Below are 23,401 nucleotides of genomic sequence, written 5' to 3'. Positions count from 1 at the left end.
GGCGCGCCGAGCGGCTCCGGCGCTACTGGCCGCGCCCTTGCAGCGAGGCGAGATAGGCGTTGTACGCCTCCAGCTCCTTGTCGCCGTCCCGGTCCGCGGCCCGGTCCGAGCGCTTCGCGGCCCGCTGCTCCGAGTGGTACCACTGGTAGACCAGGGCGATCAGCACGAGCACCGAGGGGATCTCGCTGAAGGCCCAGGCGATGCCGCCGCCCCAGTGCTGGTCGTCGAGCGGGTTGATGCCCAGGGAGGCCGGCGGGTCCGCGTACGTCTTGATCATCGGCTCGCTCGCCATCATCAGGGCGATGCCGAAGAAGGCGTGGAAGGGCATGCCCGCGAAGAGCTCCAGCATCCGCATCACGTAGCCGGGGCGGTGCGGGCCCGGGTCCACGCCCATGATCGGCCAGAAGAAGATCAGGCCGACGGCGAGGAAGTGGACCATCATGCCGATGTGCCCGGCCCTGCTCTGCATCAGGAAGTCGAAGAGCGGGGTGAAGTACAGGGCGTAGAGGCTGGCGATGAACATCGGGATGGTGAACGCCGGGTGCGTGACGATCCGCATGTACCGGCTGTGCAGCAGCATCAGGAGCAGCTCGCGCGGGCCCTTGCTGCCCCGGGCGGCGGGCGGCAGCGCGCGCAGGGCCAGGGTCACCGGCGCCCCGAGCAGCACCAGGATGGGCGTGACCATGCTGATCACCATGTGCTGGACCATGTGCACGCTGAACATGACCATGCCGTAGTCGTTGAGCTTGGTGCACATCACCAGCATCACCGTCAGCACGCCGGCCACGAAGGCGACCGTCCGGCCCGGCGGCCACGCGTCCCCGCGCCGGCGCAGCCGCACCACGCCCCAGCCGTACAGGGCGAGCGCCAGCAGCGAGCCGAAGAGGAAGAACGCGTCGAAGGAGAACTCCAGACCGCGTCCGAGGGTGAACGGCGGCAGGTCCATGTTCATGTCCATATCCATGTTCATGTCCATGCCGTGACCGCTGTGGTCCATCTGTTCACTCCCTTGACTGTGGCGCCCCACCACAGTAGTGCCGCCCCCGGACGCGATCGCGTCCGGGGGCGGCCGAAGGGGTCAGAACGGGTTGAACATCACAGAACCGTCTGCGCCTCGTCGTAACGGGCGTCCGGGACGGTCTTCAAGGTCGAGGTGGCCTCGGCGAGGGGGACCATCACGATGTCCGTGCCGCGCAGGGCCGTCAGCATGCCGAACTCGCCCCGGTGCGCCGCCTCCACCGCGTGCCAGCCGAAGCGGGTGGCCAGGACCCGGTCGTAGGCGGTGGGCGTGCCGCCGCGCTGGACGTGGCCCAGGATGACCGGACGGGCCTCCTTGCCCAGGCGTCGCTCCAGCTCCACGGCCAGGATGTTGCCGATCCCGGCGAAGCGCTCGTGCCCGTACTGGTCCGTGCCGCCCTGCTGGTAGTCCATCGAGCCGGGGCGCGGCTTGGCGCCCTCGGCGACCACGACGATCGCGAACCGCTTGCCGGCCGAGAAGCGCTCGCCGACGATCGCCGTCAGCTCCTCGATGTCGAAGGGCCGCTCCGGGACCACGATGGCGTGCGCGCCGGCCGCCATGCCCGAGTGCAGGGCGATCCAGCCGGTGTGCCGGCCCATGACCTCGACGACCATCACGCGCTGGTGCGACTCGGCGGTGGTCTTCAGCCGGTCGAGGGCCTCCGTGGCCACGCCGACGGCCGTGTCGAAGCCGAAGGTGACGTCGGTGGAGGAGATGTCGTTGTCGATGGTCTTCGGCACGCCGACGATCGGCAGACCGCCCTGCGCGAGCAGGTTGGCGGCCTTGAGCGTGCCCTCGCCGCCGATCGGGATGATCGCGTCCAGGCCGAGGTCCGCGACGTGGCCGCGGGCCCGCTCCACGCCGTCGCGCAGGTGCGCGGGCTGGACGCGGGAGGAGCCGAGGATGGTGCCGCCGCGGGCCAGGATGCCGGCCACGGAGTCCAGGTCGAGCTTGCGGTAGTCGCACTCCAGCAGGCCGCGCCAGCCGTCGTGGAACCCGATGACCTCGTCCCCGTGGTCGACGACGGCGCGGTGCACGACGGAGCGGATGACGGCGTTGAGGCCGGGGCAGTCGCCACCGGAAGTGAGCACACCAATGCGCATGGCAGAGAGAACCTTTGCAACGTGGGCCGACGACCGGACCACGTCGTCCGGTTGGAACTAACCGTCACCCTACAAGCGGATTCCCACTGGACTGAACCATCCTCCACAGGAAGGACACACCAAACGGAAGATCGTACGAACGCACGTCGGCCCGGACTCCCCTGGGGGAGTCCGGGCCGGACGGCGTGCGCCGCGAGGTGCTACGCGGGCTGCGTGGCAGCCGCGATCCGCTCGGCGCGCAGCGCCTCGTACCAGCGGTCGTCTATGGCCGGCAGCGCGTTCACGTCGAGGGCCAGCTTCAGCAGCAGGTCCGCGATCAGCGGGTTGCGGGCCATGACGGGGCCGTGCATGTACGTACCGAAGACGGTGTCGTTGTACGCGCCCTCGGTGCCGTCGCCGGTGCCGTTGCCCCGGCCCAGGCGGGTGCGAGCGAAGGGCTTGGCCGTCGGGCCCAGGTGCGTGACGCCCTGGTGGTTCTCGAAGCCCGTCAGCGGCGGCAGGTTCAGACGCGGGTCGATGTCGGCGAGCACGTCGCCGACGCACCGCTCGCCCTCGCCGCGCACGGTCACGACGTCCAGCAGGCCCAGGCCCTCCTGGCGCTGGCCCATGTCGTTGACGAACTCCTTGCCGAGGATCTGGTACCCGGCGCAGACGGAGAAGACGATCGCCCCGTTCGAGACGGCGCGCTCCAGGCCGCCGTCGCGCAGCAGCCGCTCCGCGGCCAGCCGCTGCGGCCGGTCCTCGCCGCCGCCGATCAGGTAGATGTCGCCCGAGGTGGGGATGGGCTGGTCGCTGCGCACGTCCACGCGCTGCACGTCCAGGCCGCGCTGGCGTGCGCGGCGCTCCACCACGAGGGCGTTGCCCTGGTCTCCGTACGTGCTGAGCAGGTCGGGGTAGACCCACACCAGACGCAGGCTGTTGTCGCTCATGCTCTTGTCCTCTATGGGTGACTAGTTGCCGACGCGGCGGCGCACGTCCTGGAAGGCGGTGTAGTTGGCGATCAGCTCGATCTGGCCGGGCGGCGCCAGCTGCACGGCCTCGTCGAGGGTCTCGCAGACCCGGAAGTCCAGGCCGGCGACCTCCAGGCGGACGGCCAGGTCCAGCTTGCGGTCGCCGATCACGAAGATCGGGTGGCCGGCGAGCCGCGGGTAGTCCACGTCCCACAGCCAGGAGGTGTCGGTGCCGTCCGCGCCGCGGGCGTTGACCGACAGGATCACCGGAGCCGGCGGCCCGTCGATCAGCGAAAACGTTTCGAGCCAGCCGGCCGGGTTCTTCGCGAGCAGCAGGCGCAGCTCGCGGCCCTGGAAGGAGACCACGTCGTAGCGGCCGGCGACGGCCTGGACCTGGTACATGCGCTCCAGCGCGACCTGCGGGGGCACGCCGAACACGGCGGCCACGGCGGCCGAGGTGGCGGCGTTCGCCTTGTTCGCGCGGCCCGGCAGCTGGAGGTGGATCGGCCAGGCCGAGCCGTGCGGGTCCAGCACGTGGTCGCCGGAGAGCACCCAGGTCGGGGTCGGGCGGCGGAAGCCGCACTCGCCGCAGAACCAGTCGTCGCCCGGGCGCTGCATGACACCGCCGCAGGAGGGGCACGACCAGGCGTCGTCCTTCCACTCCTGGCCGGCCGCGACCCACACCACGCTCTGCGAGGAGGAGGCCGACCACACGATCAGGGGGTCGTCGCAGTTCGCGACGATGACCGCCTTGGAGCCCTCGAGCCCCTCGCGCCACTTCTCGGCGAGCATGCGGGTCTCGGCCGCTCGGTCCAGCTGGTCGCGGGAGAGGTTCAGCAGGGCGATCACCTTCGGGGTGACGTCCCGGGCCACCCCGGCGAGGTACTTCTCGTCGACCTCGATGACGCCGTACTTGGCGTCCGAGCCGCCGGCCAGGGCGGAGGTGATGCCCGCCGGCATGTTCGCGCCCAGCGCGTTCGAGACGACCGGACCGCTGGCCCGCAGGGCCTCGGCGATCAGACGGGTCGTCGTGGTCTTGCCGTTCGTCGCGGAGACGAGGACGACATCGAGATGCTGCGCCAGCGCGCCGAGAAGATCGGGGTCCAGCCTGAGCGCGACCTTGCCGCCGATCACCGATCCGCTTCCGCGTCCCGCGGCCCGCGACACCGCCGCCGCGGCCTTGCCCGCCGTCACGGCCAGCTTGGCCCGCGGCGAAAGCGGCTCCGTGTTGCCTGCCATCGTCCTCTGTCCTCCTAGCGTCGGTCGCCCCAGCCTATCCAGTACCGGCCGGAGCCTTGACCGCGGCGCCCCCGGTCAGCCGCGGATCTCCTCATATATTCGCCCGTCGTACCCTTACGGCCATGCGACAGCGCCCCATCCCCGGTACCACCGGACTCGTCCGCACCATGAGCCTGCTGGGTGATCCGGTACTCCATTCCGCCTGCGCGGAGGTGACCGCCTTCGGCCCCGAACTCGACCGGCTCATCGAGGACATGTTCGCCACGATGTACGCCGCCCAGGGGGTCGGCCTCGCCGCGAACCAGATCGGGATCGGGCAGCGGGTCTTCGTCTACGACTGCCCCGACGACGATGACGTCCGCCACGTGGGACACGTCGTCAACCCGCGTCTGGTCGAGGCCGACGGGGACGAGTTCGTCGGCCCCGAGGGCTGTCTGTCGCTGCCCGGCCTGGAGGCGGGCACCGCCCGGTTCGACCGTGCGGTCGTCGAAGGGGTCACCTCGGACGCCAGCCCGGTGCGCATCGAGGGCACCGGGTTCTTCGCCCGCTGCCTCCAGCACGAGTGCGACCACCTCGACGGCACCGTCTACGCGGACCGGGTGACCGGTCTGCGCGCCCGCCTGCTGCGCCGGGCCATCCGCAAGACCTCCTGGGGCCGGGAGGCCGGGCAGCGGTAGCCCGGCCGGCCGGCCGCCTACGGGCCGGGCCGGTCAGAAGCCCGGGCCGTCCTCGCGGTTGCCGGCCGTGGCCAGGCGGCCCCAGAGCAGGTCGGTGAGGCCGGCCACCAGATCGGCCCGGGCGCACGGGCGTTCGCCGAGCCACCAGTCCCCGGCGGCGTGCATCATGCCGACGATGCCGTGCCCCCAGATCCGGGCGAGCTGTTCGCCGCCGGGGCCGAGGTCGACGCGCTCGCCCACCACCTTCGCCAGTTCCTCGCCGAGCCGGCGCAGCAGCGGAGCGGAGTGCAGGCCGACGTCGAAGCCGCGCTCGGAGCTCTGCGAGTCCTCGGCGGGGTGCATCAGGAACCGGTACACCTGGGGGCGGGCCTCGATGGCGGCGAGGTAGGTGTCGAGGGTGGACTCCACCCGGCTGCGGCGCTCGGCGGGGGCGTCGAGCGCGGCCCGCAGCGAGTCGAGCAGGGCGTCGGTGTGCCGGACGGCCAGGGCCTGGTAGAGCCCCGCCTTGTCGCCGAAGTGGCGGTAGAGGATGGGCTTGGTGATGCCCGCCTCCGCCGCGATGGCGTTCATGGAGGCCTTGGGGCCGTCCCTGAGGACGACGCGGTCCGCCGCCTCGAGGAGCTCGCGCCGTCGGCGCTCTCCGGCTCCCGGCTCTCCGGCTCCGGCCTCCTGGGTGCTCTGCATGACGTGTTTCTCTCCCCGCCCTTGCGATGTGCGTGACGCCCACGCAACGTAACACCCCGCACACCCTGCCGTTCGATCCGGCGGCGCTTGACAGTGCTTACCGGCCGGTAACAGACTGTGGCCCTTGTTGATGTTACCGGCAGTAACTCGCGCGGCGGGTCTACCGGATGTGGCCACACGGCCGTGTGAAGCAGCTGGAGGGGACATGGCGGAGTTCACCATGGAGCTCAACGACGACCAGAAGCAGGTCCGCGACTGGATCCACGGCTTCGCCGCCGACGTGATCCGGCCCGCGGCCGCGGAGTGGGACGAGCGCGAGGAGACCCCCTGGCCGGTGATCCAGGAGGCGGCCAAGGTCGGCATCTACTCGCTGGACTTCTACGCCCAGCAGTTCTTCGACCCGACCGGCCTGGGCATCCCGATGGCCATGGAGGAGCTCTTCTGGGGCGACGCCGGCATCGCCCTGTCGATCGTGGGCACCGGCCTCGCGGCCATCGGCGTCCTCGCCAACGGCACCGAGGAGCAGATCGGCACCTGGATCCCGCAGATGTACGGCACCCCGGACGACGTGAAGGTCGCGGCCTTCTGCTCCTCCGAGCCGGACGCCGGCTCCGACGTCGGCGCGATGCGCACCCGGGCCGTCTACGACCAGGCCAAGGACGAGTGGGTGCTGAACGGCACCAAGACCTGGGCCACCAACGGCGGCATCGCCAACGTCCACATCGTCGTCGCCGTGGTGGACCCCGAGCTCGGCACCAAGGGCCACGCCTCCTTCATCGTCCCGCCGGGCACCGCCGGGCTCTCGCAGGGCCAGAAGTTCAAGAAGCACGGCATCCGCGCCTCGCACACCGCCGAGGTGGTCCTGGAGGACGTGCGGATCCCCGGCTCCTGCCTGCTCGGCGGCAAGGAGAAGCTCGACGAACGGCTCGCGCGGGCCCGGGAGAAGGCGAAGGCGGGCGGCGGCGAGCGGTTGAAGAACGCTGCCATGGCCACCTTCGAGGCCTCCCGGCCGGCCGTCGGCGCGATGGCGGTCGGCACCGCCCGGGCCGCGTACGAGGTCGCCCTCGACTACGCGAAGACCCGCACCCAGTTCGGCCGCCCGATCATCGACAACCAGGGCGTGGCCTTCCAGCTCGCGGACATGCGCACGCAGATCGACGCGGCGCGGCTGCTGGTGTGGCGGGCGTCGTGGATGGCGGTCGCGGGCAAGCCGTTCACCTCGGCGGAGGGGTCGATGTCGAAGCTCTACGCGAGCGAGGTGGCGAAGAAGGTCACCGCCCAGGCGGTCCAGATCCTCGGCGGCAACGGCTTCACCCGGGAGTACCCGGTGGAGCGGATGCACCGGGACGCGGCGATATACACGATCTTCGAGGGCACGAGCGAGATCCAGCGCCTGGTGATCGCCCGGACCCTCTCCGGCATGCCGATCCGCTAGCCGCGGCTTTACGGGGCCGGGGGCGCAGCCGCCCCCGGCAACCCCGGGCTGCGCCCCGCCCCCCCCGCCCTGCCGGGCTGTGTCCCGTTCGGGGTGTGTCGGGGGGTTGGCCGGGGCTGTGTGCGGTGTGGGTGGGGGTGGGGTGGGGGGTGTGATGCGTGCCACTTGGGGGGTGGGGGAGTTGGGGTGATCATCCCGGTTTGGCGGGGCGTTCGGCCCGGGATTGCGGGGTGGTGGGGGGCTGGCGGGCGGAGAAGATCCGGATAGCGGGCATGAGCGCATGGTGAGCGGGCATACACACCCTGAACTCGACCTCGAATACGGGTTCCGTCCGGGGGCGGCGATCAGTAATACTCGCCGCCACCGTGGATCGCGGAATCGACCGGGTGACCACCGGCCCTCCCGCCCCACACTGCGAGGAGGTGCGCCATGTGCTCTCACCAGCCCCCCTGCCCGCCCGCCGACAGCGCCGACCGTGACGCTGCCCGCACCGTGGCCTTCCATCCCGAACAGGGCTGGAGCCTGCTCTGCAACGGCGTGGTGGTCTTCGACGACACCGGGGAACTGCTCCCCGAAGGCCGGACGGTGGAACCCCGTCGCCCGGCCCTGGTCTGAGCGAGGAGGCAGCATGCGCCAGCAGCTGATCCGCAAGCCCGTCCCCAAGCCCGCCCCCCGAGACCTGGATCTGCGCACACCGTCGGGCAGACCCCTCCCGTACTGACGGGAGCTCCTGGATTACGCCGTCCACCGGCTGGGAGTCAGCCGGTGGGCGTCGCCGCGCCACCGCGGAACGCGCTCTCGTACGCCGCGTCCCCGATCGCCGCCCTGGCCTGCCGCTCGCCCTGGTCCCGCAGGGCCGTCAGCGAGGGCGAGCCCATCTGCGGCCGGCCCACCGTGCGCCACCAGGCGTGCCCGGTGCCCAGCAGTCGCGCCGCCATTTCCCCGTCGCCCAGGCCGGCCACCGCCGCGGCGAGCATGTCCAGGCCGAGCGCGATGCCGAAGCGGTCGTTCAGCAGCCGCTTGCCGGACAGCATCGCCCGTACGTGCCGGGCGGCCTCCGCGTGCCGGCCCAGCCCGAGCGCCGAGACGGCCAGCACGTAGTCCGCGTACGCCCGCATCCAGCGCTCGCCCAGCTCCACGCAGGCCGTGCGCAGCCCCTCCGCCTCCTCGGCGGCCTCCTCGAAGCGCCCGAGGTCGCACAGGGCGTACGCGCTCACCAGCTGGCACAGCAGCCACCCCGCCCCGCTGCCCTCGCCGCCGTGGCCCGCCCGCGCCGGGGGCCCCGCCAGCGCGAGCGCCCGTACGGGGTCGCCCGGCATCAGCAGCGACACCGACCGCAGGTAGGCGGCGCGCAGCCGCCCCTCGGGGTCGCCGTGCGCCTCGGCGGCCCGCACGGACGCGATCCCCGTCAGCCGGGCGGCCCCCAGGTCGCCCTGGAGCAGCATCGTCAGCCCGAGCGCCCACAGCGCCTGGGCGTGCTCGGCGCCCGTCGGCGGGACCTGGGCCAGGGCCCGTTCCAGGAAGCCCCGGCCCTCCTGGAGGTGGCCGCAGGAGAACCAGAAGAACCACAGGGCCCCGGCCATCCCCAGGGCCGCGCCGGGGTCCGTCCCGAGCAGGTGCTCCAGGGCGGTGCGCAGCTGGGCGTGCTCGGCGCTCATCCTGCGGTACCAGTCCACCTGCCCCGGCCCCATCCAGTCCTGTTCGGCGGCCCTGGCGAGGGCGGCGTACCAGTGGGCGTGGCGGTCCGCGACGGTCCGTACCTCGTCCAGCTCCACCAGCCAGTCGTGGCCGAACTCGCGGATGGTGTCCAGCATCCGGTAGCGGGTCCCCGTCCCCCGCTCGCGCGACCGGCGCACGACGGATTTGGCGACCAGCCCCTCCAGCAGCCGCTCCACCCGCGCCGCGGGCAGGGGGCCGCCCGCGCACACCGTGCGGGCGGCGGCCGCGTCGAAGTCCCCGGCGAACACCGACAGCCGGGCCCACAGCAGCCGCTCCAGCGGCTCGCACAGTTCGTGGCTCCACCCGATGGCGGTCCGCAGGGTCCGGTGCCGGGCCGGCAGCGCGGCGCGGCCGGTGTCGGCGAGCACGTCGAAGCGGGCGCCCAGCAGGTGTGCCATCCGCTCCAGGGACCACAGCCGCAGCCGGGCCCCGGCCAGTTCCAGCGCGAGCGGGATGCCGTCCAGGCGGCGGCAGACCTCGGCCGCGAGGGCGGCCCGGGCGGGGTCGGCGAGGGCGGCGGCGGCCTGCGGCGAGGCGGCCCGCGCGTGGGCCCGGAAGAGGACGAGGGCGTCGCTGTCGGGTCCCTCGCAGGGCAGGGGCCGGACCTCCAGCACGGCCTCGCCGGGGGAGCCGAGCCGTTCGCGGGAGGTGACCAGCACCGTCAGGCCGGGTGCGGACTGCAGGAGTTCGCCCACCAGGTGCCGGACGGGGGTCACCAGGTGCTCGCAGGTGTCGAGGACCAGGAGCAGGGATTTGTCGGCCATCCACGCGCACAGTTCCTCGTCGAGGGACTGCCCGGCGTGGGCGGCGACGCCGACGGTCAGGCCGAGGGTGTGCGCGAGGGTGGTGGTGAGGAGCCCGGGGTCGCGCAGCGGGGAGAGCTCCACCCACCAGACCCCGTCGGGCCGGGCCCGGCCGGGGCGGGCGGCGGCCCGCAGCGCGAGCCGGGACTTGCCGACTCCGCCCACCCCGGTCAGGGTGATGAGTCTTCGCTGGTCCAGCAGGCCGTCGAGGCGGTCGAGTTCGGCCTCGCGGCCGACGAAGCCCGCCGTATCCGGCGGTAGGTTTCCCGGCACGGCGCCAGATTCTGACGCATGGTCGCCACTGCTGGCACCTGCCTGACCGTGGTTGACCGAGTACTCACCGAACACGCTTGTATTGTGCGCGATCTTCTTGCGCGGCAGTGCCGTTCGGCCAGGATCGGCGGTGGCGGTCCGGCCGGACGGTGTCAGCCGGGGAGCGTGATGCGCCGCTCCTGTGAGAAGGCGCCCCAGTTGCCGTCGGGCAGGCGGGCGCGGAGTTTCAGCGCCCATACGGTGCCGGCCGGTTCGGTCGTGGTGAGGCGGTAGGAGGCACGGCCCGTCGGGACGGCTCCGGCACCGAACTGGATGACCGTGACGGGCCGGTCGTTGACGTAGAGCTGGTACTCGCTCGTCTCGCGGCCGGTGTCGGGGGCGGTCCAGCCCAGCTCGACCGTGCCCGGGGAGACGTCCGCGGTGAAGGCGCCGGGGGCGGTGCCGGGGCCCTGGGCGGGGTCGGCGGGGGTGGTCAGGGCGACCGCCGGGCCGTCCGGGGAGCTGTTGTCGGAGCCGTCGCGGGCCCGGACGGTGAAGGAGTAGGCGGTGCCGGGCTGGAGGCCGGTGAGGGTGGTGGAGTTCTCGGCGGCGCCGGACGTGTGGATCCGGATCCCGCTCTGGTAGACGTCGTACGCCGTCACTCCGGTGTCGTCCGCGGCCGGGGTCCAGCTCAGGCGGACCGCCCGGGGGCCCTCGGCGCGGCCGGTGGTGGCGGGCGGGGCGGTGGGCGGACGGTGGTCCTCGGGCTGGGCGGCGGGGGTGGTGGCCCGGGCGGCGGGGGCCGCGGCGGAGCGGTTCCCGGCGGCGTCGCGGGCCCGGACGGTGAAGGAGTGGGCGGTCTGCGGGGTGAGCCCGGTGACGTCCACCATGGTCTTCTCGGCGGGGAGTTCCCGGACCAGCAGGCCGTCCTGGAAGACCTGGTAGCCGGTGACCCCGTCGGCGGGGGTGGCCGACTCCCACATCACGTGGACCGAAGTGGCGCTGCCCGCCTGGGCGGTGAGCCCGCCGGGGGCGTGCGGGGGCGTGGTGTCGCCGTCCGCCCCGCACGCCGTCAGCGCGGGGGCGGCCAGGCAGAGGGCGAGGGCCGCGAGTACCGCCCCGGCGCGGCGCGGGGCCGTGATGGGTCGCACGGGGTGCCTTCCTCGAACGTGCTCTCGTAAAGGTCTAGACATATATGGCACGGGCGGGGGCGGCCGGACAAGACCCCGGTGGCCGGGAACCGGCGAAGCCCTCGGCCTGCTCGGGCCCAGCGGCTGCGGCAAGTCCACCCTGGCCCGGGTCGCCGCCCTGCTGCACCGGCCCGACCGGGGGACGGTGCTGCTCGACGGCCGCGCGGTGACCGGCTTCCGGCACCGGGCTCCGCGCTCCCTGCGCACCAGCGTGGGTGTGGTCTTCCAGCAGCCCCGGCTCTCGGCGGACCCCCGCCTCAGGCTGCGCGACCTCGTCGCGGAACCGCTCCGCGCCACGGGCCGTCGTCAGGAGGCGGACGCGGCCGTGGAAGCCCTGGCCGGCCGGGTCGGTCTCGGGGCGGACCTCCTCGCCCGGCGCCCCCACGAGGTCAGCGACGGCCAGCTGCAGCGCGCCTGCCTGGCCCGGGCGCTGGTGCTGCGGCCGCGCTGGCTGGTCTGTGACGAGATGACGGCCATGCTCGACACCTCCACCACGGCCGCCCTCGTCGGTGTGGTCGAGGAGTACCGCAGCGGGACCGGAGCCGGTCTGCTGGCCGTCGGACACGATCCGGTGCTGCTCGGCCGCTGGCGCGACCGCACGGTGAACTGGCGCGACCTCGCGGGCGGTTGACCCGGCCGACTGTTGCGCGTGCGTGAATCATCCCTCCCTCCCATGGACTCCTCGGGCGGTGCGATCTAGCGTCTGGCGGCGGCGCGATGTCAGACGTGATGTCAACAGCACTGCAAGAGAAGGAGGACGCCCGGATGTTCCGAAGAGCGCTGAACTGCGCCGCGGTCCCCGCCATCGCCGCCCTGACGGTACTGGCGGGTACCAGCTCCCCGGCCCGGGCCGAGGAGATCCCCCAGGCCCCCGGCCACCGCCTGGTCAGCCACTACGAGGGCGCCCCCGCGACCGCCGTCCCGCTGCCGGGCGCGGCCCCGCCGCAGCACCCCTTCCTCGCGCCCAACGGCCGCAGCGGCATGCATTCCGACGCGGGCGGCAGCGCCACCTCCCCGTGGTCCGGGCCGCTCGGCAGGAACCCGCGGGTCACCAGTGAGAAGATCGCCGCGCTCGGCGGGGAGTGCGCCACCGCCACCTTCGACGCGGGCGGCCGCATCGTCACCGTCTGCGGCACCTTCTCCGGCTTCAAGGTCAAGCTCCTGGAGCCCCGTACGCTCGCCACGCTCGCGGAGTACCAGCTCCCGCAGCGTTCCTCGACGGTCGAGGCGATCACCTCGCTCGACTTCTCGAAGATCTTCAAGGACACCTCCGGCGGCGCCTACTTCTACCTCGACAACGAGGACCGCGCGGTGCTGGCCGACTCCCGCCAGCACGTCCTGCGCCTGGCCCACTCCCAGAACCCCGACGGGACCTGGAGGTTCACGGTCGCCGACGACTGGGACCTCACCGGCCAGGTCCCGCACGACTGCGTCGGCTGGACCAACCTGTGGCCCAGCGGCACCTGCGACCCCGTCACCTCGGTCATGCCCGACTGGAACGGCCTCATCTGGTGGGTCACCCGCCAGGGCCGCGTCGGCACGGTGGACCCGGCGACCTCGCGGATCCGTTCCATCCGGCTGGAGGGCGAGGAGATCCAGAACTCCTTCTCGGTCGCCGAAGACGGGGTCTCGATCGTCAGCGACCACGCCCTCTACGGCTTCCGCGCCACCGCCGACGGCACCCCCGAGGCGCAGTGGCGCCAGACGTACGACCGGGGGACCGGGACCAAGCCCGGCTCCGTGAACCAGGGTTCGGGCACCACCCCCGACCTCTTCGGCGACGGCTACGTGGCCATCACCGACAACGCCGACGACCGGATGAACGTCCTGGTCTACCGCCGGGGCACCGACGTCCCCGCCGACCGGCGGCTGGTCTGCAAGGTGCCCGTCTTCGGACACGGCGCCTCCACCACCGACAACTCCCTGATCACCTGGGGCAACAGCATCGTCGTCGAGAACAACTACGGCTATGAGAACGTCACCTCGCTGCTGCTGGGCAAGTCCGTCGTCGGCGGAGTCAGCCGCATCGACGTGCGCCCCGACGGCAGCGGCTGCGACACGGTCTGGCAGAGCGCGATCCGCTCCCCGTCCGTGGTCCCCAAGCTCTCCACCGGCAACGGGCTGCTCTACTTCTACGAGAAGGAGCCCAACTCCTGGGGCATCGACGCCTGGTACCTCACGGCGGTGGACTTCTGCACCGGTGAGCGCCGCTGGCGGCAGCTGACGGGCACCGGCCCGCTCTACGACAACAACTGGGCGCCGATCACCCTCGGCCCCGACGGCACGGCGTACGTGGGCGTGTTCAACGGCATCGTCGCCGTCCGCGACGGCGGCTGACCCGGCTGCCGCCTGCGCGGGCTCACTCCTTGAGGCCCGCGCAGGCGTCGGAGCGGGAGCCCGGGGGCAGGAGCCGCCGCTCGCCGTCCGTGAAGGGACGCGAGGCCAGTCGGCATGCCCGGGCGCGCCAGGCCTCCGGGTCCAGGGGCAGTACCTGCACGGTGGAGCCGTCCATCCAGGCGAGCCGCCGGCCGTCCGCCGACCAGTCGACGGTGCCGCCGTAGCCGGGGGTGAAGTGGTACTTTTCGGCGCCTCGGGCCAGGTCCCAGAAGGTGAAGGAGTTGACCGTGCCGAACGTGCTCAGCGTGGATGCGTCGGGGAAGCCGTTCAGCCACCGGGTGCCCTGATAGGCGAGGGTCCTCGTCGGTTCCTTCCCCTCCATGTCCCGGATCTGAAGGCGTCCGTCCTTGGTGAGGACCGCCAGCTTCCGGCCGCTCGGGTCGAAGAGCATCTGGCTGACGTAACCGTCCTCCTCCTTGAACGGGATGGTGTCGGCCGTGCCCTTCTCGAAGTCCCAGATCTGGATCCGGTCTCCCGGAGCACGGACCGCGGCCTGGTGGTGACCGGGGCGGGCCGCGGCGAAGACGGAGGCGGCGGCCGTCGACACGTCGATCGGGTCCTGGAGCGGCGGCCGGTACGTCTCACCCGCCGCCCTGCCGGTCTTCAGGTCCCAGCGGGACACGTAGGAGACGGCCGATACCAGGGCATGGTCGTCGCCGTCGAACGAGACGACGACCCAGGCCGGTGTGCGGCCCGTGCGGGGGTCCGCTCGCGACGGGTCGATGCCGGGGGGAGCGGGCAGGGCGAGGCGGCGCACCTCGGTGAGAGGGGGGCCGTCCGCCCCCTTCAGGTCCCACACCAGGACCCCGAGGCCGTCGGCGGTGACGGTCAGCAGCCGTTTGCCGTCGGGGCTGAACGACGCGTAGAGCCGCGCGAGCGGGGCCGAGGGACGCAGGGCCGCGAGCTGGCGGCGCGTCGTCAGGTCCCACAGGCGCAGGGTCCCGCCGTCCGCGTCGACACTGGCGACCCGGTTGTGGTCCACGTCCACGGTGCGGATCAGGCTCGTGAGCATGGCACTGTCGAAGCCGGTCGGCCGCGGCACCTCCGCCACGACGATCGTGCCCGCCGCGCTGATCGCCACCTTCATCGCCTCGGGAGGTCCGGCGAGGCTGATCGCCGGCAGCGTCGCGGAACCCGCGACGAACTCGTCCTGCTGCGTGGCGGCGGGCAGGTCGAGCGTGGCGGGCAGCCCTTCCTGGAGGTCCAGCACCAGGCACCGGTACCGGCCCAGGCTCCCCCCGAACCGCTGCGCCGGGTTGAGCAGGAAGCGCCCGGTCCGGTCGAGCCGGGGCACGAACAGCGGGCAGACCAGGCCCAGCTGGCCGGTGCTGTACTGCCTCTTCACCTTCGGCTCACCGGCCAGGTCCCAGGCCTGGAGGACACCGTCCGCAGTGCACCGGACGAGGGTGGAGCCGTCAGCGCTGACCGTGACCGGGCCGGTCTCCTGGGTGCCCCAGGACTGCTCGTCGAGGCGGCCGTCGGAGAGCTGCCAGCGCACGAGCCTGCCGCTCGCCCCGGCGGCCGCTCCTTCCCGGACGATCCGGCCGATCACGGTGTCGCCGTCCGGCCCGAACCAGGCGTTCGAGACGGTCCAGCCCGAGGGCGGGGTGAGCGTGGCCCCGACCCTCGTTCCCTGGACCGCCTCCCACACCGAGACGCCCTCCGCCGGGATGGCCGCGAGCAGCCGTCGCCCCGAGGCGTCGAAGCGTAGGTCGTCGGCCGGCCGGGCGTTGTCCCGGACCTGCTCGGCACCCCGCAGCTTCACCGTCCGCCAGCTGTCGTCGGCCTGACGGATGCCCACCGTGATGACGCCGTGGGGGCTGGAGGCCGCGGCGGTGCGGCCGTCCCCGGTGGCGGTCACCAGCCGGGTCGTGCCCTCCCGGAGGTTGGACAGGCGCGGCGGTCCCGTGCCGAGGTCGGCGCCCAGGACGTCGCCGGAGGAGAGGCCGATGGTGACGTGCCGGCCGTCCTCGCTGAGGATCGTGTTCCGGACCTCGCCCCTGCCCTCCAGCGCGATCCGGTCGACCTGCCGCATCCGCACGTACTGCTCGAACAGGGCCGTCTGCGCCTCCGGCTGCGGGGACGTGCGGTACGCGGCCGCGCTCATCAGGGCCGAGGTACCGAGCGAGACGTCGTCCAGCCGGGCCGCCAGCTGGGCCAGCTGCGGGGAGGCACCGCGCCTCAGGTCCTCGTCGAGCCTGCCGTTCGCCCCGTAGAGCTTCCAGGAGGCGACGAGGGTGGCGACCAGCGCGAGGCTCAGTACGACGACGCCCGCCCGCTTCAGCCGCCCGGCCCGCCGGGCCTGAGCCGCCTCCTCCGTGCGCCGGGCCACGCTCGCCCGCAGGAACTCCCGCTCCTGTGCGGAGAGTTCCTCGCCCCGGGTCGCGGTCTGTGCGACGGCGGTGTCGAGCGGGGCACCCGTCAGCAGCTGGTCCCGGGGCTCGCCCAGCGCGTGCCAGCGGTCGAGGTCGTGGCGCAGTCCGGCGCGCCAGGTCAGGAACTGCCGGTCCCGCGCCACCTGCCGGGCCAGGGTGGGCCAGGCACCGATCAGCGCCTCGTGCGCCAGCTCCACGGTCTGGCCGCGCTCCGGATCCCCGCCGACGACCAGGATCCGCCGCTGCGCCAGCCGGCCGGCGATCCGCCAGCGCTCCTCCCCGGCCTCGGCCCGGCCCAGCACCCCGCGCAGCGGGGCCTCGCTCCCCGGCAGCAGCCTGACCAGCGCGGTCAGCAGCCTCAGGGCCTCCTCCCGGTCCGCCTCCCCGACGCACTCGCGCCAGGCGGCCTCCGCGTGCCGGCCCAGCGCCCCCCGGACCCCGCCGATCTCCTCGTACGAGTCGAACCGCAGCCGCCCCAGGGCCTGCTCGTCCCAGAGCCGGGCCAGGACGAATCCCAGCAGCGGCAGGGCGCCGGGCTCGGTGCCGGCGTCGTCCAGCATCCGGGCGACCAGGCCGGGATCGTACGAGACGGAGGGGACCCGGGCGAGTGGACGCAGGATCACCTCGGACATCTGGGCGCGGGTCATGGGCAGCAGCGCCCGGACGTCGGCCCGGGCCAGGGCCGGGCCCAGGACGGGGTGCGCCACGGCCGCGTCCGTGAAGTCGGTCCGGAGCGTGAGGAGCACCCGCAGTCCGGGGGGATGCGGATCGGGGAAGAGCAGCCCCACCCCGTCGTCGCCCCCGCGCCGCGGGCCGGCCAGGACGGCCTCGGCCTGGTCGAGCACGACGAGCAGCCGTCCGGCGCGCCCGTCGCCCAGGGCCAGCCGCGCGGCGACCGGCAGGCCGTGCCGGGTCAGGGACTCCTCCAGCTCCCGCAGCGCCGCCGGGCCGGCGTGCCGTCGCGGCCGGGCCAGCCGGGCGAGCTCGGCCGCGAGGGCGGTGCGCACCGGGAGCCCGTCGGCGGCCCGTACCACCAGCACCTCGTGGCCCCGGGCCCGCAGCCGGGGTGCCACGCCGGCCAGGGCCAGCGAGGACTTCCCGCAGCCCGAGGGGCCGATCAGGGCCACGCAGGGGCGGGGGCCGGAGTTCAGGAGGGCGGTGACGTCGGCGGCCTCGGCGTCCCGGCCGAAGTACACCGCCGCGTCGGCCTCCCGGTAGGTCTCCAGGCCCCGGAAGGGGGAGGCCGGGGTGAGGACGGGGGTGAGGGCGGGGACCTCCGCGAGCAGGGTCCGGGTGGGGATCATGAAGCTCTGGCGGGTTCCCGAGAGCTGGGCGGCCACGACCATGCCGACGACGGCCCCGGCCCGCTCGTCCCAGACGGGGCTGCCGCTGAACCCCTTGTCCACGGGGACGCCCTGCCGGTCGGCGCCGGAGAGCTGTACCCACCCCTCGGCCGTGGGGCCGCGCAGCCGTCCGGCGTGCCAGACGCCGCCGGGGGAGGAGGCGGGGAAGCCCGCCACCCGCACCGGGTGCTCCCACACCCCGGGCGGCGAGGCCATGGCCAGCGGGGTCGCGCCCGGGACCGGGGCCGCCAGCCGCAGGACCGCGATGTCCCCGGTGCCGTCGTCCCGCAGCGGGACCCAGTGCGCCACCTCCGCCGGGGTACTGCCCGGGCTGCCGGACAGGGGCCGGTCGAGGGTCAGTGCGCCGGCCGGGGCCGCGGCCAGTCCCCGCTCCAGCCCCAGCGCGTCGGCGACGACGTGGGCGCAGGTCAGGGCCAGGTCCGCGGCCACGAGGAAGCCGACGCCGCCGACCGCCCCGTCGGGACCGGTGACGCGGACGACGGCGGAGCCCAGCGCGGCGTCGGCGTTCGCCGGGCCGCCGCTCCCGGTGGTCATCCCCCGCCCCTACGGTGTGTCGCGGGGGGTCCGGGAGTTCCAGGTCAGCGTGACCGAGAAGTTGGCCTCGGTCGTGGTGCTCGCGATCACGATGTCCGCCTCGGCCGACAGGGACACCCCGAATTCCAGGGTGATCTCGTCCGGCCGGTGGGCCATCCCGCCGAGGCGGCTGACGAAGCTGTCGGCGACCGGCCGGATGCCGTCCACCATGTCCCCGAAGGAGCGCGAAGCCCGCGCCACCGCGCCGCCGCCGCGCCCGACCCGCGCCAGCGATTCGTCGACCTCGCGTATCTGCACCCGTAAGACCCCGTCGGTGCCGTCCCCGAGCGGGACCTCGACCGTACGCACGTCGGTACCCATGCCGACCACCCTCCCCGTCGCCCAGCGGCTCGGTGTCCTTGCAACTCTTTCACGCCGGAGGGGAGTCGGGGCAAGACCGAGGAGCATGTGCGCCGGGGATGGCCGAAACCGACCTGGCGGGCCGGTTCGACTGGATCATGGTGGGCGTCGGCTTGGGCCAGGATGTCGGCATGACGGATGAAACGATCACCGCACGGGCCATCGCCGACCGCCACCTCGACCAGGTGGCCGCGCACGATCCATTGGAGGCCGCCTGGCTCGGCCTGCACCCGGGCGACGCCCGGCAACCGGATCTCTCCCCCGAGGGGTTCGAATCGCTCGCCGACATCGCCCGGGGCACCCTGGCCGCACTCGGCACCGTTCCCACCGGCGACGACCCTGCGGACCGGTCCTGCGCGCGGCTGCTCCGCGAGCGCCTCACCGCCGGGCTGGCCCTGCACGACTCCGGCGAGAACTTCCGCCAACTGCGCAACATCGGTGCGCACGTTCACCACGTACGGGACATCTTCACCTTCATGCCGACCGCCACCGACGACGACTGGGCGGCGGTGGCCGGGCGCATGCGCAACCTGCCCGCCGCGCTCGACGGGTACCGCGCGACGCTCACCGAGGGGATATCCCGCCGGCTGCTCGCCGCGCCACGCCAGGCCATCGCAGTCGTCGACCAGCTCACCGCCTGGACGGGCGAAGGCACCGGCGGCGCGGGGTGGTTCGCCGACTTCGTCTCCCCCGGCCCCGAACGGCTGCGCGGCGAACTGGACGCCGCCGCCCACCGGGCCACCGCGGCCGTCGCCGGGTTCCGCGACTGGCTGCGCGACACCTATGCGCCGGCCACCGTCGGAACCCCGGACGCCGTCGGGCGGGAACGCTACCGGCTCGCCGTGCGCCACCACACCGGCGCCGATCTCGACCTGGACGAGGCCTACGCCTGGGCCTGGAGCGAGTTCCACCGCACCAACGCCGAGATGCGCGCCGAGGCCGAACGCGTGCTTCCCGGGGCGGGAGTCCGGGAGGCCATGCACCACCTGGAGCGGCACGGGCACGCGGTCGAGGGCGCGGAAGCGATCCGCGACTGGCTGCAGCAGCTCATGGACCGGGCGATCACCGCCCTCGACGGCGCCCACTTCGACATCTCCGGCCCCCTGCGCCGGGTCGAGTCCCTGATCGCGCCGGCCGGCAGCGCCGCGGCACCGTACTACTCAGGCCCCAGTCTGGACTTCAGCCGACCGGGCCGCACCTACTTCCCCACCCTCGGCCGCGACACCTTCCCGACCTGGCAGCTCGTCAGCGTCTGGTACCACGAAGGCGTCCCCGGACACCACCTGCAACTCGCCCAGTGGGTCGCCCACTCCGAGCGGCTCAGCCGCTACCAGACCACGCTGGGCATGGTCAGCGCCAACATCGAGGGCTGGGCCCTGTACGCCGAAAGGCTCATGGACGACCTGGGCTTCCTCACCGACCCCGCCCACCGTCTCGGCTTCCTCGACGAGCAAATGCTGCGCACCATCCGGGTGATCATCGACATCGGCATGCACCTGGGCCTCTCCATCCCCGCCGATGCCGGCTTCCACCCCGGCGAGCGCTGGACTCCCGAACTCGCCACCGAGTTCATGGCCACGTACAACGGCAGCCCCGCCGAACTGCGCGACAGCGAGATCGTGCGATACCTCGGCTGGCCCGGCCAGGCCATCGGCTACAAACTCGGTGAACGTGCCTGGCTGCGGGGACGCGAAGCCGCCCGCAGCCGGCAAGGCGCCGCGTTCGACCTCAAGACCTGGCACATGAAGGCGCTCGCCCAGGGCTCGCTCGGCCTCGACGACCTGGTCGGCCAACTCGCCGCACTTTAGGACCAGCGGCGGCGACGGGCCCCGTCCCACAGGACGGCCCTCCTTCGGGACGGGGCCCGCTCGCTCTCGCCGCCGGGAAGAACGTGCCGGACCCTACACGGCGGACTCCAGCTGCCGCTCGTGCTCCTGCGACTCCCGCGGCCCCGGCGCGGCCGGGGCCGGGGACCGGACCAGGTCGGGGCCGGCCTCCAGAAAACGGGCGGTGCGCAGTGCGGTGACGACGGCCCCCTGCGGCCCCGGAACGCTAGGGCGCGGAGCCGTCGGCCCGGCCGGCCTCCCGGGCCGCGCGCTCGACCCGGCCGTGGTGCTCCCGCCACCACGCCGTGTCGCCGTCGGGTGTGCACTCGCCGTCGGCGCGCAGGCCGGTGGTGGCGTCGACCAGCTCGCGGACGATGTCGGCGTGCCCGGCGTGCCGGCCGGTCTCGGCGATCATGTGCACGAGGCTCCGGTGCAGGGTGGTCTCGTTCCGGTCGCCCCACGCCACCCGGCCGACGGCGTCGAGGTCCAGTGTCCTGATCGTCTCGTCCGAGTGGGCCCATACGGCGCGGTAGAGCCCGGTGATCCGCTCGCGAGACTCCTCCGGGGTGGCCCACAGGTCCGCGTTGGGCTCGGCGTCGCCCGTGATCCACAGGCCCGGTGCCTCGAAGGGGCGGCCGAAGGTCGCGCCGAAGTAGAGGGCCTCGGCGCTGGTCAGGTGCTTGACCAGGCCCAGCAGGTTCGTCCCGGTGGGGGTCAGCGGGCGGCGCACGTCGTACTCGCCGAGCCCTTCCAGCTTCCACAGGAGGGCGTCGCGGGCGTCCTGGAGGTACACCCGCAGGTCTTCTTTGAAATCGGCTCCGGTCATGCGGTGAGTCTCACCCGAGGAAGATCACCAGTCGTCGGATTTTCGGGTCATCGGCCGGATGGGCGTTAAGGAAGTGTCAGGATCGGTCGCCTGACGTGCAAAAACGGTCTCGCTGCGTACGCTGGCTCAGCCGTCGGTGTGTCGATGGCCGATTCATGTCCCACGACAGGAGCCCCCCACGATGGCCACCCCTGCCCGCACCTCACGCCTGCGCGCGTGGATGCTGGAAGGCTTGACCGACCGGTCCCGACAGCAGTCGCACGCCGATGCCGCGCACGAAGGGCGCCCCTGGTGGCGCGTCATGTGCCTGACCGGTCTCGACTACTTCTCCACCCTCGGCTACCAGCCCGGCATCGCCGCGCTGGCCGCCGGACTGCTGTCGCCGGTCGCGACGATCGTGCTGGTGCTCCTCACCCTCTTCGGAGCCCTGCCCGTCTACCGGCGCGTGGCCGAGGAGAGCCCGCACGGCGAGGGTTCCATCGCCATGCTGGAACGGCTGCTCTCCTTCTGGAAGGGCAAGCTCTTCGTCCTCACCCTCCTCGGGTTCGCGGCCACCGACTTCCTGATCACCATCACCCTGTCGGCCGCCGACGCGACCGCCCACATGGTCGAGAACCCGCACCTGACGAGCACCCTGCACGGGCACGAGGTACTGATCACCCTGATCCTGGTCGCCCTGCTCGGGGCGGTCTTCCTCAAGGGCTTCAGCGAGGCCATCGGCGTCGCCGTGGTCCTGGTCTCCACCTACCTCGCGCTCAACGCGGTCGTCGTCGCCGTCGGCCTCTGGCAGGTGATCACCGAACCGCACGTCGTCGCCGACTGGTCGGACGCCCTGACCACCGAGCACGGCAACCCCTTCATGATGATCGCCATCGCGCTCGTCGTCTTCCCCAAGCTGGCCCTCGGCCTCTCCGGCTTCGAGACCGGCGTCGCCGTCATGCCGCACGTCCAGGGCGCCGCCGACGACACCCCCGAGAACCCGGCCGGGCGGATCAGGGGCACCAAGAAGCTGCTCACCACGGCCGCCGTGATCATGAGCGTCTTCCTGATCTGCTCCAGCTTCGTCACCACGCTGCTGATCCCCGCCGACCAGTTCAAGTCCGGCGGCGAGGCGAACGGCCGCGCCCTCGCCTACCTCGCCCACGAGCACCTCGGCTCCGCCTTCGGCACCGTCTACGACGTCTCGACGATCCTCATCCTGTGGTTCGCGGGCTCCTCCGCCATGGCCGGCCTGCTCAACCTGATGCCGCGCTACCTGCCCCGTTACGGCATGGCCCCGCACTGGGCCCGGGCCCTGCGCCCGATGGTGATCGTCTTCACGCTGATCGCCTTCCTGGTGACCTGGCTCTTCAACGCGGACGTCGACGCCCAGGGCGGCGCCTACGCCACCGGCGTCCTCGTACTGATCACCTCGGCCGCCGTCGCCGTCACCATCGCCGCCCGCAAGGCCGGCGAACGCGGCTGGACCATCGGCTTCGGGATCATCTCCGCCGTCTTCATCTACACGACCGCCGTAAACGTGGTCGAGCGCCCCGACGGCGTGAAGATCGGCGCCTGCTTCATCGGCGGGATCATGGCCCTGTCCCTGCTCTCCCGCCTCGCCCGCGTCTTCGAGCTGCGCGTGACGCACGTGGAGCTCGACGACATGGCCCAGCGGTTCATCCGAGACACCGCGAACCGGACGATACGTTTCATCGCGAACGAGCCGGACCACCGCGACAAGGCCGAGTACCGAGACAAGGTCGCGCAGATCCGGGCCGACAACGACATCCCGGACGGCGACGACGTCATGTTCGTCGAGGTCACGGTCCTCGACCCGTCCGAGTTCGAGTCCGGGCTCAAGGTCCGGGGCGAGGTGCTCCACGGCCGCTACCGGGTCCTGACCCTGGAGAGCTCCACCATCCCCAACGCCCTCGCCGCGCTGCTGCTGCACGTCCGCGACGAGACGGGGCAGCGCCCGCACATCTACTTCGAGTGGACCGAGGGCAACCCGATGGCCAACTTCCTGCGGTTCTTCCTCTTCGGCCAGGGCGAGGTCGCCCCGGTCACCCGCGAGGTCATCCGCGAGGCCGAACCCGACCGCTCCCGCCGCCCCCACGTCCACGCCGGCTGACGGTCCCGCGTACGAGAACGGCCGGGCCGGGTCCCGAGGGACCCGGCCCGGCCGTCGTGCGTGCGGGGGAGGGGTTCAGGAACGCTTCTCCGCGTCCTTCTGCGCCTTCTCCGCCTGCTTCTCCTTGATGCGGACGGCCTCCTTGCGGACCTCGGCCTGGGTGGCGCGCTCCTTCTGCAGCCACTCCGGGTTGTCCTGCTTCAGGGCCTCGATCTGCTCGGTGGTGAGCGCCTCGGTGACCCCGCCGCGGGCGAGACCGGCGATGGAGACGCCGAGCTTCGAGGCGACGACCGGGCGCGGGTGCGGACCGTTGCGCCGCAGCTCCACCAGCCAGGCGGGCGGCTCGGCCTGGAGTGCGTTCAGCTCGGTGCGCGAGACGACACCCTCCTGGAACTCTGCGGGGGTGGCCTCGAGGTACACACCCAGCTTCTTCGCCGCGGTCGCGGGCTTCATCGTCTGGGTGCTCTGGTGCGACGTCATGCTCCAAGGGTATCGAG

The 23,401-nt window shown here is 72.9% G+C and carries 17 protein-coding genes and 1 pseudogene; 7 read left to right on the top strand and 11 right to left on the bottom strand.

Annotated elements, in window-relative coordinates; all coding sequences use genetic code 11:
* Window positions 1-22 precede the first annotated feature (22 nt).
* The 4 genes from B4U46_RS05885 to B4U46_RS05870 all read right to left on the bottom strand — a co-directional run bounded on the left by B4U46_RS05885 (window position 23) and on the right by B4U46_RS05870 (window position 4,310).
* Entirely contained in the window at window positions 23-997 is a 975-nt protein-coding gene (locus B4U46_RS05885) for a cytochrome c oxidase assembly protein (RefSeq protein ID WP_079424682.1), read from the bottom strand.
* Between the two features lie 98 nt (window positions 998-1,095).
* The gene (locus tag B4U46_RS05880; RefSeq protein WP_042809885.1) at window positions 1,096-2,121 is read right to left on the bottom strand and encodes a 6-phosphofructokinase; all 1,026 of its coding nucleotides are present in this window, start codon (window positions 2,119-2,121) and stop codon (window positions 1,096-1,098) included.
* Window positions 2,122-2,321: 200 nt separating this feature from the next.
* Window positions 2,322-3,050, bottom strand: coding sequence for a type 1 glutamine amidotransferase (locus tag B4U46_RS05875; protein ID WP_079424681.1), 729 nt, complete (start codon window positions 3,048-3,050; stop codon window positions 2,322-2,324).
* Between the two features lie 21 nt (window positions 3,051-3,071).
* On the bottom strand, window positions 3,072-4,310 hold the full coding sequence (locus B4U46_RS05870) for a MurT ligase domain-containing protein (protein WP_079424680.1): 1,239 nt from the start codon (window positions 4,308-4,310) through the stop codon (window positions 3,072-3,074).
* A gap of 122 nt (window positions 4,311-4,432) precedes the next feature.
* Here B4U46_RS05870 and def point away from each other — a divergent pair, with 122 nt between their 5' ends.
* Entirely contained in the window at window positions 4,433-4,987 is a 555-nt protein-coding gene (def, locus tag B4U46_RS05865) for a peptide deformylase (RefSeq protein WP_079424678.1), read from the top strand.
* 33 nt (window positions 4,988-5,020) lie between these two features.
* On the opposite strand, the gene B4U46_RS05860 is transcribed toward def, so the two are convergent.
* Window positions 5,021-5,671 carry a TetR family transcriptional regulator gene (locus B4U46_RS05860; RefSeq protein ID WP_079424676.1) on the bottom strand — a complete coding sequence of 217 codons (651 nt, stop codon included), beginning with the start codon at window positions 5,669-5,671 and terminating at the stop codon, window positions 5,021-5,023.
* 205 nt (window positions 5,672-5,876) lie between these two features.
* Between B4U46_RS05860 and B4U46_RS05855 the strand changes: the two genes are divergently transcribed.
* Both B4U46_RS05855 and B4U46_RS05850 read left to right on the top strand, forming a co-directional pair.
* Window positions 5,877-7,106: an acyl-CoA dehydrogenase family protein gene (locus B4U46_RS05855; protein ID WP_079424674.1), complete on the top strand. Its 1,230-nt coding sequence runs from the start codon at window positions 5,877-5,879 to the stop codon at window positions 7,104-7,106.
* A 429-nt stretch (window positions 7,107-7,535) separates the two neighbouring features.
* Window positions 7,536-7,721 carry a DUF5999 family protein gene (locus B4U46_RS05850; RefSeq protein WP_042809879.1) on the top strand — a complete coding sequence of 62 codons (186 nt, stop codon included), beginning with the start codon at window positions 7,536-7,538 and terminating at the stop codon, window positions 7,719-7,721.
* Between the two features lie 143 nt (window positions 7,722-7,864).
* Here B4U46_RS05850 and B4U46_RS05845 read toward each other — a convergent pair whose 3' ends face one another.
* Both B4U46_RS05845 and B4U46_RS05840 read right to left on the bottom strand, forming a co-directional pair.
* Window positions 7,865-9,901: an ATP-binding protein gene (locus B4U46_RS05845; RefSeq protein WP_107438230.1), complete on the bottom strand. Its 2,037-nt coding sequence runs from the start codon at window positions 9,899-9,901 to the stop codon at window positions 7,865-7,867.
* A 152-nt stretch (window positions 9,902-10,053) separates the two neighbouring features.
* Entirely contained in the window at window positions 10,054-11,031 is a 978-nt protein-coding gene (locus tag B4U46_RS05840; RefSeq protein WP_237292678.1) for a fibronectin type III domain-containing protein, read from the bottom strand.
* 91 nt (window positions 11,032-11,122) lie between these two features.
* On the opposite strand from B4U46_RS05840, the pseudogene B4U46_RS05835 reads away from it, so the two are divergent.
* Both B4U46_RS05835 and B4U46_RS05830 read left to right on the top strand, forming a co-directional pair.
* Window positions 11,123-11,701 (top strand): annotated as a pseudogene (locus tag B4U46_RS05835) (ABC transporter ATP-binding protein); the annotation flags it as partial.
* A gap of 134 nt (window positions 11,702-11,835) precedes the next feature.
* Window positions 11,836-13,407: a hypothetical protein gene (locus tag B4U46_RS05830; protein ID WP_079424668.1), complete on the top strand. Its 1,572-nt coding sequence runs from the start codon at window positions 11,836-11,838 to the stop codon at window positions 13,405-13,407.
* Between the two features lie 22 nt (window positions 13,408-13,429).
* On the opposite strand, the gene B4U46_RS05825 is transcribed toward B4U46_RS05830, so the two are convergent.
* Complete coding sequence (locus B4U46_RS05825; RefSeq protein WP_079424666.1) at window positions 13,430-17,740, bottom strand: trypsin-like peptidase domain-containing protein; 4,311 nt, start codon at window positions 17,738-17,740, stop codon at window positions 13,430-13,432.
* A 9-nt stretch (window positions 17,741-17,749) separates the two neighbouring features.
* Window positions 17,750-18,100 (bottom strand): CU044_2847 family protein, encoded by a 351-nt coding sequence (locus tag B4U46_RS05820; protein WP_079424664.1) that lies wholly within the window; start codon window positions 18,098-18,100, stop codon window positions 17,750-17,752.
* Between the two features lie 170 nt (window positions 18,101-18,270).
* Here B4U46_RS05820 and B4U46_RS05815 point away from each other — a divergent pair, with 170 nt between their 5' ends.
* The gene (locus B4U46_RS05815; protein ID WP_079431585.1) at window positions 18,271-19,947 is read left to right on the top strand and encodes a DUF885 domain-containing protein; all 1,677 of its coding nucleotides are present in this window, start codon (window positions 18,271-18,273) and stop codon (window positions 19,945-19,947) included.
* Window positions 19,948-20,191: 244 nt separating this feature from the next.
* Here the strand turns inward: B4U46_RS05815 and B4U46_RS05810 are convergent, their stop codons facing one another.
* Entirely contained in the window at window positions 20,192-20,791 is a 600-nt protein-coding gene (locus B4U46_RS05810; protein WP_079424663.1) for a DinB family protein, read from the bottom strand.
* Window positions 20,792-20,972: 181 nt separating this feature from the next.
* On the opposite strand from B4U46_RS05810, the gene B4U46_RS05805 reads away from it, so the two are divergent.
* Entirely contained in the window at window positions 20,973-22,904 is a 1,932-nt protein-coding gene (locus tag B4U46_RS05805; RefSeq protein WP_079424661.1) for an APC family permease, read from the top strand.
* Window positions 22,905-22,979: 75 nt separating this feature from the next.
* Here B4U46_RS05805 and B4U46_RS05800 read toward each other — a convergent pair whose 3' ends face one another.
* On the bottom strand, window positions 22,980-23,384 hold the full coding sequence (locus B4U46_RS05800; RefSeq protein ID WP_079424659.1) for a DUF5997 family protein: 405 nt from the start codon (window positions 23,382-23,384) through the stop codon (window positions 22,980-22,982).
* Between the last annotated feature and the right edge of the window lie 17 nt (window positions 23,385-23,401).

This window comes from Streptomyces katrae (assembly GCF_002028425.1).
GTDB classification, from domain to species: domain Bacteria; phylum Actinomycetota; class Actinomycetes; order Streptomycetales; family Streptomycetaceae; genus Streptomyces; species Streptomyces katrae_A.
This window is presented reverse-complemented; position numbering and strand designations above follow the sequence as displayed.